At 45.6% G+C, this 12,363-nt stretch carries 10 protein-coding genes; 5 read left to right on the forward strand and 5 right to left on the reverse strand.

From position 1 onward, the window contains the following. The first annotated feature begins 35 nt into the window (after nucleotides 1-35). Nucleotides 36-1,541, forward strand: coding sequence for a glucose-6-phosphate dehydrogenase (gene zwf / locus AC5ZC7_RS04440; protein ID WP_496162511.1), 1,506 nt, complete (start codon nucleotides 36-38; stop codon nucleotides 1,539-1,541). 110 nt (nucleotides 1,542-1,651) lie between these two features. Here zwf and AC5ZC7_RS04445 read toward each other — a convergent pair whose 3' ends face one another. The 5 genes from AC5ZC7_RS04445 to AC5ZC7_RS04465 all read right to left on the reverse strand — a co-directional run bounded on the left by AC5ZC7_RS04445 (nucleotide 1,652) and on the right by AC5ZC7_RS04465 (nucleotide 9,866). After that, on the reverse strand, nucleotides 1,652-2,617 hold the full coding sequence (locus AC5ZC7_RS04445) for an endo-beta-N-acetylglucosaminidase H (protein ID WP_496162512.1): 966 nt from the start codon (nucleotides 2,615-2,617) through the stop codon (nucleotides 1,652-1,654). 166 nt (nucleotides 2,618-2,783) lie between these two features. Beyond that, nucleotides 2,784-4,427, reverse strand: a complete 1,644-nt coding sequence (locus AC5ZC7_RS04450) for a SusD/RagB family nutrient-binding outer membrane lipoprotein (protein WP_496162513.1) — start codon at nucleotides 4,425-4,427, stop codon at nucleotides 2,784-2,786. A 25-nt stretch (nucleotides 4,428-4,452) separates the two neighbouring features. Further along, nucleotides 4,453-7,737: a SusC/RagA family TonB-linked outer membrane protein gene (locus AC5ZC7_RS04455; RefSeq protein ID WP_496162514.1), complete on the reverse strand. Its 3,285-nt coding sequence runs from the start codon at nucleotides 7,735-7,737 to the stop codon at nucleotides 4,453-4,455. 251 nt (nucleotides 7,738-7,988) lie between these two features. Beyond that, on the reverse strand, nucleotides 7,989-9,170 hold the full coding sequence (locus tag AC5ZC7_RS04460) for a FecR domain-containing protein (RefSeq protein WP_496162515.1): 1,182 nt from the start codon (nucleotides 9,168-9,170) through the stop codon (nucleotides 7,989-7,991). Nucleotides 9,171-9,263: 93 nt separating this feature from the next. Next, nucleotides 9,264-9,866: a sigma-70 family RNA polymerase sigma factor gene (locus AC5ZC7_RS04465; RefSeq protein ID WP_496162516.1), complete on the reverse strand. Its 603-nt coding sequence runs from the start codon at nucleotides 9,864-9,866 to the stop codon at nucleotides 9,264-9,266. A 140-nt stretch (nucleotides 9,867-10,006) separates the two neighbouring features. On the opposite strand from AC5ZC7_RS04465, the gene AC5ZC7_RS04470 reads away from it, so the two are divergent. The 4 genes from AC5ZC7_RS04470 (at nucleotide 10,007) to AC5ZC7_RS04485 (ending at nucleotide 12,334) form a co-directional block, all read left to right on the forward strand. Next, on the forward strand, nucleotides 10,007-10,819 hold the full coding sequence (locus AC5ZC7_RS04470; RefSeq protein ID WP_496162517.1) for an ATP-grasp domain-containing protein: 813 nt from the start codon (nucleotides 10,007-10,009) through the stop codon (nucleotides 10,817-10,819). Between the two features lie 78 nt (nucleotides 10,820-10,897). Beyond that, a complete protein-coding gene (locus AC5ZC7_RS04475) occupies nucleotides 10,898-11,389 on the forward strand; it encodes a DUF4240 domain-containing protein (RefSeq protein ID WP_496162518.1) in 492 nt (163 codons plus the stop codon). A gap of 10 nt (nucleotides 11,390-11,399) precedes the next feature. Next, nucleotides 11,400-11,915, forward strand: coding sequence for a hypothetical protein (locus AC5ZC7_RS04480; RefSeq protein ID WP_496162519.1), 516 nt, complete (start codon nucleotides 11,400-11,402; stop codon nucleotides 11,913-11,915). Nucleotides 11,916-11,968: 53 nt separating this feature from the next. After that, nucleotides 11,969-12,334: a winged helix-turn-helix transcriptional regulator gene (locus AC5ZC7_RS04485; RefSeq protein ID WP_496162520.1), complete on the forward strand. Its 366-nt coding sequence runs from the start codon at nucleotides 11,969-11,971 to the stop codon at nucleotides 12,332-12,334. Nucleotides 12,335-12,363: the final 29 nt, after the last annotated feature.

Raw genomic sequence — 12,363 nt, forward strand, 5'->3', positions numbered from 1 at the left:
TGCTTAAATTACAGCACTATTAAACCGATGCTTAGATGAAACCTGGAAAAATAATCCCCGCTTCTATCACCATCTTTGGTGCTAAAGGGGACCTGACAAAGAGGAAACTGATCCCGGCACTTTATAATTTGTATACAGACAAGCACCTGCCGCCGGTGTTTAATATCTACTGCGTAGACTTTCTGCCGGAAGATGAAGCCGCCTTCAAACTTGATCTGCTGGCTGGCATCAACGAATTTAGCCGAAACGGAAAGGCCGATGAAAAGGAATGGGAAGGATTTGCTAAAAACATCACCTACCTGCAGGGCGACTTCATGAAATCTGAGACGTACACCGGGCTGAAAACCAGGATGGACGCTTTTGAAAAGAAGCAGAAAAAGGATAGTAGCCGTGTGTTTTACTTCGCTGTAGCGCCCCGTTTTATTGAAATCATCGCGGAAGCCCTGTATCAACACAGCCTTTGCTGTCGCGAAGACCTGGACCGTATTGTGGTGGAGAAGCCATTTGGTACCGACCTGGATACGGCCAAGAAGCTCAACCGCTTTTTAGGCAAGCGTTTCGCAGAAAAGCAAATCTACCGTATAGACCACTACCTGGGTAAGGAAGCGGTACAAAACATCATGGCATTCCGTTTTGCCAACTACGTATTCGAGCCATTATGGAATAAAAAATATATCGATCACATACAGATCAGCGTAGCAGAAGAAGTGGGTGTAGGCAAACGTGGCGGCTATTATGATGGCGCCGGCGCCCTGCGCGACATGATACAGAATCACCTGCTGCAATTACTTTGTATTATAGCGATGGATGCACCTAAGTTCTACAAATCAGAACTGATCCGCGACGCCAAGGTAAAGGTATTAAAGGCCATCCGCCCCTATACCCCGGCACAGGTGCTGAAAAACGTGATCCGCGGGCAATATACCGCCGGCAATGTACACGGTGGGCCTCGTGTGGCTTACCGTAAGGAAGACCATGTAGCGCCTGCCTCTAACACCGAAACCTTCGTGGCCGCGAAGCTGTTCATTGACAACGACAGGTGGAAAGGCGTACCCTTCTTTTTACGCACAGGTAAATCTATGCCGGTACAGTCGTCCGTTATCGTAGTACAGTTCAAAGATTCGCCTAACAAGATTTTCAAAGATGACCTGACGCCCAACCGCCTGATCATTAGCATACAGCCGGAACTGGAAATCAGTTTACTGTTTGAAAGTAAAGTGCCCGGCCTGAAAATGAGGCTGAAACCGGTAGAAATGGACTTTACTTACCAGGAATCCTATACAGAAACTATTCCGGAAGCATACGAAGCATTATTGCTCGATGTGTTGGATGGCAACCCTACATTGTTTATGCGCGCTGACCAGGTAGAAGCTGCCTGGAAAGTAGTGATGCCGATTGTAGATACCTGGAAGAAGTATCCCGCCAAAGAACTGCATTTGTACAAAGCAGGTACCTGGGGACCTACCGCCGCAACGGCTTTATTAAAGCCTTATGCAAAAGACTGGTTCCGGTTGTCGGCAAGAGAAGAAAGCATTAAGTAGAAATTACGAATTACGAATTACGGCTTTGTGGGTAGATTTAAGCGAGTGTTACTCGCGTTTACTGTCTACCCACAAAGCCGTAATTCGTTATTCGTAATTCGTAATTTCCCTTACGGTGTGTATGTCACGCTGCTACCGTACAGAATATTAGACACACCGGAGAAGTAAGTATGCTTATCGGTGCTGGTGAGGTTATACCATAAGTATACGCCATAGCCGTTATTCTTGGTTTGTGTAGCCAGGGAGTTGGCGGTGCTTTGGCTGGTGCTCTGTATATCCACTGCTGCAGGGCCTAAGTTGCTTTTGGGCAATCCGGCTACATTAGGTACCGAATAAGAACCGTAGATCGCATTCCAGCTATAGTTGGCCCAATCGCCCACTTTTTTGCCACCCCAGGATAAGCGGGAAGCGGCTGGTCCGTAATAATAGAAGGAGATGATTTTGGAAGGCATTAGTTTCCGTAGTTCATCTACCAGCATCACAAAGGAGCTGTCGTTTGGTTGTGTGGTGCCATTGTTGCCATATTCTGCATATTCATCGTCGAAATCAATTCCATCTAATCCGTAATAGGCCACCGTATCGCTGCATTGCTTCGCGAAAGCATGGGCGGCAGTTCTGCTGGTAAAATTGCAGATACCGGCGCCCTGGTGATTGCCGAGAATAGACAACAACACCTTCATGCCTTTGTTTTGCAGAGGTACAATCTGTGTGGCTTTATTGACCAGCACATTGGATACATTGGGGTTGTTGGATAATACCGCCTGATGGGTGGTGGTATTGTAGTTGATATTTGCCGCAAAAATGATGGCGATATCAAACAGTTGTTGTCCACCGGTGGTGAGCGTATATTTACCGGTATTCAATAAACTGTTACTATTTACTTCTACATAACAAACCGATATACCACCAGTTTTGGTCACCGTTTTGGCGCTGGCGTGTGTAACGGCAGCATTATTGGCCGTAACAGGCTGTAGGCCTTTTTCATTTTCTTTTTTACAGGCGGCTGCGAAGAGGAGGGTAATAGCAGCGGCAGTACCGGCGGCGGTTAGCCGCGGGAAATGGAGCTTTGTTTTCATAACAACATTTTAGTGGTTTAAATAATCCGGGTTCAGTTTTGGTTGCGGGCTTCCTGACTAATGGGTCTAACGACAGATATGCTGGTAATGATACCGGGCTAACGTTGAATATGATAGAGACCCGGTGGCGACTAATGGGCCAACCACCGGGTAACAGGTAATGTGTTTATTTTCTTGTATCCCACCACAGCGGGGTAGCGCCGTTATCCGCGCCTCCCAGCAGTTTCAGTGCATTGGCTACAGCAGTGGCACTTGTGCTGTATTCATCTTGCGGGTACGGTAATCTTCTAACCTGTAAGGAGGAAGAAATTACGCCACCGCTATTGTTATGTTGTACCGGGAAAAGTTTTGGGTACCCGGTACGGCGGAATTCAGACCAGGCTTCTTGTCCTTCAGGGAACGTTGCCAACCATTTCTGGGTAATAATACGTTCCAGTTTAATACTGTCTGGCGCTGCATCATTCCATTTGATGGTGATTTTAGAAGGGTTGGTGATGGTATCTTTTGCCTTTGGATCAATAGATGGAGCCGGGTGGCTGGTATCATCATTGAGGTAGCCTTTCGGGTCTACGCCCCATTGTGTCATCGAAGTAGTTACACCTTGTTCGTACAGTTGCTGTGCCGTTCCGCCGGCATTGGCCCAACCGTTCAGGGCTGCTTCTGCGCGCAGGAAATATACTTCGGCAGCAGTCATTAATTGTACAGGTGTTTTTAAACTGAAGGAAGGGGAAGCACCATTGCTGGTATTCAAAGATGAATAACCGGAATGTGCATCTTTGGTATCAGCACCGGTGATGCTACCACTGCGGATGCCAATATACTGTGCCGGGAAAGCAGGATCTGTCGATTTATCCATGTACCTGCCAACACGTGGATCTTTAAACCCGGTGAGGAAGCATTGTAAAGTGGCACAGATGCGGGTATCTGCCCAGTTTTGGGCGATAAATACCAGTGGGTTGGTAAAATTACCGGTTACTTTCACGGTCATGTTATCTGCATTGTCAGTGAGTACGCCGCCATTGGCAGGGTCCAGTGCTTTTTGGCCTTCTGACTTAGCCAATGCCTGGTCTGCTTTCTGAATGCGGGTAGCGAGGCGTAAACGAAGGGAGTTGGCAAACTTCAGCCATTGGGTAAAGTTACCGGCATACACTGCATCGAAGCTACCAAAATCAAAAGGTAAGGCAGTGCCACTGCTGATTTGTGTACGTAATGCTTTGGTAGCAGAGTCCAGTTCCAGGAAGAAACGTTTGTAAATATCCTGTTGGCTGTCGTAGGGAACACCACCGGGGCTTACCTCACCAGCATGGCTATACGGAACCGGGCCGTAAATATCTGTTACCCTGCTCATACCGGTTACCTGCACAATTTGTGCAACTGCCCATATAGCAGGATAGGTTTTTTCAATTCCTGTTCTTCTCAGTTTGGCAACGGGCAGCATTACGCTGAGGTAGCCTGCTTTATAAGCTTCGCCATTCCAGCCGCTCACCAGGCCATAGTTCATGTTGGTATTTCCTCCGAATGGGTTAGGCGACATGAAGTAGCCGGAGAAGCAATCGGCGTTCAGGTTTTGTTGAACCTGGAAGGAGTTAGGGTCGCCTCCTCCCGAAAAGTTGTAAATCGCCATCTGGGCTGATTTGAGATAGGAGCCCAGCGCAATGAAATCTGCGCCCAGTTGTTGGTCTGTTACGCCGGTATTATTGGTATTATATCTTTCGAAATTCTTTGTACATGCACTCAGGCCAGCCACCAGCACAGCTACTGCTATCCATAAACGAGAGGTGTAGCCTTGCTTTTTATATTGAAATTTCATCGTTGTCAGTTTTTGCGTGAATGATTTAGAAAGAAGCATTTAATGTAAGACCATAGCTACGGGTAGCTGGTAACATAAACACATCTACACCTCCCAGTCCATTTGCGGTAGACATGGTTTGTTCAGGATCAAATGGAGCTTTCTTTGTGAAGTAAAGCAGGTTACGGCCAGTCAACGACAACTTCAGTGTTTTCACAAAAGTGTTAGGATTGGTTACCGGTATGAGATAGCCGATAGCTGCTTCTCTTAATCTTACAGTGGTAGCACTATAGAGATAAGCGGAAGAAACGCCTTCTCTTCCACCTACCACAGAATACCAATCCTGTGCTTTTACGCTGGTTACAGGTTTGTTATCTACCACACTTACACCATTTACGGGAACACCACCGGCATCACGTGCATCTCCGGTAGTTTTAGATACGCCATAGATGTCCATCATGGCCTGGGTAACAGACATTACATTACCACCAAATTTACCATCGATCAGGAAGGAGAGGGTGAAGTTTTTGTAGATAAAGTTGTTGTTCCATCCAAGTTGCCATTTGGTATTGGCGTTGCCCAGGTATACCATGTCGCCGCCTTGTTTCATTGGCTTACCATCTTTATCAATTTTTATTCTACCCTGGTCATCATGTTGCAATACGGTACCATAGATATCACCAAAAGAGCCACCTACTTTAAACTGGGAAGCATAGTTAGCACCGGAAGCGCCACTCAGTGTAAAGCGGTCTGATAATGGAGACAGCTCTATGATTTTATTATCGTTGGTAGCGAAATTCAGGCCGGTGTTCCATTGCAGCTTAGTGTGACGTAATACATCATAGCGAATAACTGCTTCCACGCCCTGGTTCTGGATATTACCTGCGTTAATAAAGTAAGTATCATAGAAGCTGGCTTTAGGAGCAATAATCTGCATGGTTTGATTGGTGGTATTGGTTTTATAGTAGGTGAGATCTACACTCAGCCTGCTATCAAAGAAGCGCCACTCGGTACCCAATTCCAGCGACTTCGTTTTTTCTGGTTTCAGTGTGCGGAAAGGAGCAGCCGTTGCAGGTAAAGGGTTACCACTGGTACCCAACAGGTTTTCAGCAGCATGGCTTTGGTAGCTCAAAGGGGAGTTACCTACAATGGCATAAGAACCACGGACTTTAGCATAGGTTATTTGTGCCGGCATTTTTACCAGCTGACTCAACATGACATTCAAACCTACTGAAGGATAGAAATAAGAAAGCTGAGGAGTAAATGCCAGGTTGGAAGCCCAATCGTTGCGAGCAGTTACATCCAGGTATAACCATTCTTTATAAGAAATGTTAGCACTTGCAAATACGGATTGCCATTGCCCGTGATTTTCCAGCTGGTTACCAGAGTTGCGGGCATTCAATGCTACGAAATTCTGAAGCGTGAATATATTGGGTATGTACAAGCCGTCTTGTCCTGAATTGGCAAATACACCGGAAGATTTTACATCGCGGATGCTGGCTCCAGCCACACCGATAATTTTAAAATCATTAGCTGGAATATTAAAGTTGGCTATCAGGTCGCCGTATTGTTGTGTGGTAGTATTATTGTTGTAATTATATAAGCCGTTTTTGGGTGCCACTGCTTTTTGTGAGCCAGCATAAATTTTCTGTTCGTAAGTATCGGCAATGCGGTCTATACTTCCTCTTGCCTGGATATTTAACCAGGAGAACAGCTCGTATTTCAGGCTGGCGTTGGCCAGTATCCTGTTACGGGTAAGGCTGTTGTTGTTGCGGTTGGTGATCCACCATGGGTTTTGTTGAATATCTTCATCAAAAGCCCAATTTTGTACCGGTAAGAAATTCCTGGCCGGATCCGGTTTTTCAAACTGATCTTTAAAAGGACTCAGGTCGCGACCACGTGGAAACAGGTATAAGCCGGTCAGCGGATTGAAATACAAGCCGGAAAGTGGGGTGTTATCAATCTGCTGGGTCATATAGTTCACATCTGCAGAGGCGGTCAGTTTATCATTCAGGAAATGTCCGGTTTCTTTGAAATCAAGGTTGTGACGGCCCAGTTTATTACCGGGTGTTATACCCCTGGCAGAAGTGTTCGCATACGAGAAATAGGTTTGCATTTTCTCGGTACCGCCTGACAGGCTGATAGCATTGGTAAGATTAGTGCCAGTTTGGAAAAAGGAAGACAGATTATTGGAGGCACCGTTAATTTTAGCTCCCCAGCTTTGAGGAGAACCATCGCTGGTAGCGCCATAATTGTTCTGGAATTTAGGAAGATAGGCGGCCTGCATTACATTAAAGCCGGAAGAGAAGTTTACCACTGTACGACCTGCTTTACCACTCTTGGTGGTTACAATCACTACGCCATTGGCCCCCTGACTACCATACAATGCAGCTGCGGAAGCACCTTTCAGTATGGAGATGTTTTCAATATCTTCAGGATTCAGGTTAGAGATAGGGTCGCCTCCATCATAGGCACTGCTGCCGCCGTAGATACTTGTAGGTTGATTGGTCAGGTTATTGTTCATGGGTACCCCGTCAATCACATATAGTGCCTGGTTGCTTCCCAGGCCGGATTTGCTACCACGGAGAATTACTTTCGCAGAGCCACCTACACCAGAAGCGCTGGAAGAAATAGTCAAACCTGCTACTTTACCATTCAGGGTATTTACCAGGTTCGCGTCTTTCGCTTTGGTCAGTTCCAAACCGTCGAGTTGCTGGGTGGAGTAGGTGATGGACTTATCCGCCCTTTTAATACCAAGCGCCGTTACTACCACCTGGCCCAGTTGACTATCCTGGATAGCCAGGCTTACAGTGATATTGTTCTCTGTGCCTACGGTAATTTGTTTGGTTTCATAGCCTATGAAGCTGATGATCAACACATCACCGGGATTGGCGGAGATATTGAAAGTTCCTTCCACATTGGTCATGGTGCCTTTGCTGGTACCTTTTATCTGGATAGATACACCGATAAGCGGTTGTCCCTTGGCATCAGTCACTTTACCCTGTATAGGGGCAGCAGCAGGAGCTGCTACCGCGGCGGATTTAGGACTGATCACAATTGTTTTGTCTATGATGTTATAGGCAAACAATTTGTTGTTCAGGCAGGCATTCAGGACTTCGATGAGCGAAGCCTGGTTCATATTCAGGTTGACCGGGGGCGCTTTCTCGAGTAATTTTTCATCGTAGATAAATTCGTAGCCGGTTTGGCGGCTAATGCTGTTGAACACATCATAGAGCGGGAGCCGCTTTCCTTTGATGGTAACAGACTGAGAATATGTTTTGGCGCTCAGCTGAAGGGTGAATACTAGTGTCAGTATTGCAGTTAATCGCATAATTAACAGTAATTTTCTTTGCACAGTCCCTCCTTTACAGGGGACTTTGCAGGTACCAAGTAGTTCCATACTTTTGTGTTGTTGGCTTAATAATTCAATTTCTAACGTGATGCTGGGAGTTGGGTTGCCTTCTATAGCCGGGAGCATTGCAGTGCTTCCGGTTTTTTTACAACCGGTAGTGGAATTAAACTACGTCTTCATAACTTTCAATAGTTTTAAAATGATGAATTCATAAGTGGACAAAATAGCTGCTATTCAGGATCGTATGGCTTTACCAGGATCCGGTTGTCTTTAATCTCAAAGTGAACGCGTTTTGTTGTTGATAAAATGCTTAATAAGGAGGATGCATTCTCTCTCCGGGAAATGATCCCTGTTAATCGGACATCTGAAAGGTCGCCCTGGTAGACTACCTCTATATTATACCACCTGGCCAGTTGGCGCATAATGGTTTCTATGCTTGTATTGCGGAAGCGGAATTTGCCTTCTTTCCAGGCCAGTGCCTGTTCCATGTCGGCTTTTTCAATGACAAAATCTTTATCGCCCACTGATAAGCTGCCACCGTAGCCAGGTTTCAGCAGACTTTTGTTGTTACCATATACCAGTTGTACGGCGCCGTCTTCCAGGGTGGTGGTGATGTTTTTTTCATCTGAATAGGCCATCACATTGAAGCTGGTGCCCAATACATTAATAGCCACGTCAGGTGCGCCTTTTACTTTGACCCGGAAAGGCTGCTGGGCATTGGCCGCAATCTGGAAGTAACCTTCTCCTGTGATCTCCACGGTTCTTTCTTTCCCGGTAAAAGCAGTAGGGAAGCGGATACTACTGGCGGCATTCAGCCATACCTTACTGCCATCAGCCAGGGTAAGCTGGTATTGACCTCCGCGGGGTGTTACCACGGTATTATATACTATTTCGGCAGGTTTACCTGCCGCTTCGTAGGCGAGTCCTTCTTGTGTATTCAGCACGCGGGTATTACCCTGTTGGGCCAGGGCCCCAAGGTTGGCACTGTCGAGCGGAATGGTTTTTCCGTCAGCCAGCACCAGCATGGCTTTGTTGCTACCCGGCTCCAGGGGAGCAGGAGTGGTGGCAACTATCGCAGGGGAATGTACTGGTGGCTTCGCCAGGTAACGGGCGCCGGCAAACACCATAGCGCCTGCCAGGGCCGCAGCTGCGGCATAGGGTAGCAGCCGGAAGCGACGGGGAGTGTTTACGGGCGTTGTGGCGTGCAGGATCTGCTGAAGGATCGCTGCTTCATCTTCGCGCTGCCAGCCACTGTCACGTACTTCTCCATATAAGGCCATCAGGATATCTGCTTTGATTTCCGGCTCATAATCATCGCTGGCTACCAGGGCTTTTAAGCGCTCCAGTTCCTCCTGGCTGATCTGGCCATGTTTATATTTTTCAAGCAGTAACTGTACTTCCGAAATGGACATATACAAAGTTTGGAAAGGGTGATGTGGGTAAAGACGCGCGACAAACAAAAAAGGAGTATCCTCTCCGAAAATTTTTTTTTGACGGGAGCCGGGTTATTTGAACAAGGTAAGAATAGCCAGCAGGAAAGGCAGCATATCGTTATGGATCCGGGCTTTCACAAAGGCCCGTACAGCATGCATTGCCAGGCTCATTTGCTTTTTAACGGTATGTACAGAGATATTGAGTTGCAGGGATATTTCTTCGTTGCTCCAGCCTTGCTTACGGGCTAAATATACTTTTTTACGTTCCGGTGGCAGGCCGGCAATGGCCTTATCAAGAATAGCATCGTATTCCCGTTGGAGTAAAAGATGATCGGTATCATTCTGAGAAGCAGGCTGGTTTTTCCCCAGCAGGTCGTATACTTTTAATCGTACCAACTGCTTTTTAAAACCATCGTAAATATGATTGCGGGTAAGTATAAAAAGATAGTCTTTGAAATTCTTTACCTGGTGCATCTCCGCTTTTTTCAGCCAGATCTTCATAAATACTTCCTGTACTATTTCGCGGGCCAGGCTGTTGTCTTTCAGGTAAAGCATGGCTACATCAAACACCTGTTGACTATAATGCCGGAAAAGGATGGTGTAGGCTTCCCCGTCGCCCTGGGCAACTTTTTGTAGCAGCTCATGTTCATCTGTTAAGGTGAAGTTTGACAACATTGGCGGTTTAGAAGCCCTGACAAAATCAATAAACAAGGTAAATTTAGTGGACCGGAAATTAATAATAAAATAATTTATCCCGGTTGTTATCGCTGCTGTTGGTTTTTTAAATTAAAAAAATTATTATGTAATTTCAGCATATGCCAGACCTTTATCCCGGAATACAATGGGTAGTGCAACGAAATCTGACGAATAAAGCAGACCTGGAGAATTTGCAGCGGGCTTGCGAAATAACGGGTGTACGTTGCCAGCTGATAGATATGATTCCATTTTCCATTGCCTTACCCGACTTTGATAATACCCGCCGGAGTATTTTTTACGGATCTACCACGCTTTGCGCGCTGGTAGCAGAAAATAAGCAGTTACAGGAAGGATTGTTTTTTGACCCTGCATTGTTTTCCATCGGTAATTATTTAAGCAGATGGGGAAAATATATGCTGAATGATGGCGCTGTTGTGACCACGTTTGCAGCGTTAATGAGCAGGTCAGCAGCACCGGAGACGTTGTTTTTTATTCGCCCGGATGATGACAGTAAATCTTTTGCGGGAGAAACGAAATCTTTTGGCGACATTAAAACCTGGTATGAGCAGTTGAAGATGGTGGAAAACACCAACTTATCACTTCATTCCCCCATTGTGGTATCTACGCCCTATAGTATTCAGTCTGAATGGCGGTTGTGGATTGTCAATGGAAAAGTAATCGCTGCGTCAAAATACCGGACCTATTTTAAACTTACGCCTGCACCTGGATGTCCACCGGAAGTTATTGCGTTTGCAGAAAGTCGTTGCAGGGAATATATGCCACAGGCAGTTTTTGTAATGGACGTATGTCTTTGTGGCGATGAGTATTATATTGTGGAATGTAATTGTATGAATGCTGCAGGTTTTTATAAAGCAGATGTCACCGCCATTGTGGCCGCAGTCTCCGCTTATTTCGCCAATATTTTTCCATAATAAACGTTTTATTACTACGCATGTACATTGCGTTTGGTATGTATATCTTACGCAGTAAATAATACTAACTGCTATCTTATGAGTGAATTCAAATTCTGGCATATTATTGAAGAAGCGTGGGAGGCTGCTCCTGCTTTACTTGAAATGCGGAATACAGCGTTGAAAACCAATGACGCTGCATTAATAGAAGATCTGGCTGGTGAAGTGTATGGCACTATCACCAATAATATCAGGGATTTACTGTTGGAATTGAATAAGGAAGAACTCACTGCCTTTAACCATATCATGGAGGAAAAATTATTCCATATAGACCGGGAAGATATCCATCAATACACCGATGGTTCAGACGATGGTTTTCTTTACTGCAGATGTTTCATTGTTGGAATGGGCAGGGAATATTATGAAATGATTGATGAAACCCCCTCCAAAGCAACCTACGATGCAGAAGCCGAAATTGTAGGCTTCATAGGCTATATCGTATACCAGGAAATGTTTGGCGAGGAATTTGAACGCAACACCGTGCATTGTATTGAAACCTGCTCCAATGCCCGTGGTTGGGAAAGCCAATAAAACCATATACATGAAAGACGAAAAACTGTACGGGATTAATAAAGAACATGCACATCCAAGAGCCATCGAACTAATCCCGGAAGATTTTTTCTGGGATTGTGTGGATGAATTAGCCCCCTTTGGTTCCGATGAAGGCGATTTAGCCCTGGCGGAGTTCAGAGACTGGCGTAATGCTAATCCAAATAAACCAGTGATGGACTGCCTGAAATGGGTGATTGAATCTATAGGGGAAATGAACATCGAAGACTATAACGAAGACCTGCTCGACAGGGATCATATGAAAGCATTGATGGAAGATCCCGATTATGACGACAACTACTATATATTCACATTGGACACCGCTATCATCGCCACCGGATTTGGACAACTGGTAGATGAAGGTGTTATTGAGGCAGATAATAAAACCATTATCAGTATTGCATTGGAACGGCAAATCGCCTGGGCGCTGCTTTCAGAAAGCTGGTCGTATGCAGAACAGCATATCGGTTACCTGAATATAATGAAACGCGTATTGGAAGATGCGTAGCAAAAGAATACTGCCAAATTTGTTAACTTGTAGCTGTATTACAACGCCTGCTCATGATCACGCTGAACGATAAAGTATACACTTGTCCTGTTGATGTAACATTGGGTTTTATTGGAGGTAAATGGAAACTGCTCATCCTTTTTCATCTACACCATTTCACCAAAAGCAGCTATGTGGACATCCGGAATAACCTACCCGGTGTTTCAGAGAAAATGCTGAGCCAGCAGTTAAAAGACCTGGAACGTGATCAGCTCATTGAAAAAAATGTGCTGACACAAAAGCCTTACCGGGTCGAATATGCACTAACTCCTATGGGCAAAAGCCTGGCCCCACTGTATGAATTCGCCAGCGAGTGGGGAATAGGCTACCTGAAAACAAATGGGATTGATTATATACAGGATCAGCATTTGTATAAATAAATGTGGTGGAATAGTATAAACAAATGCCG

It is taken from the genome of Chitinophaga sp. 9-1-y, assembly GCF_059511905.2.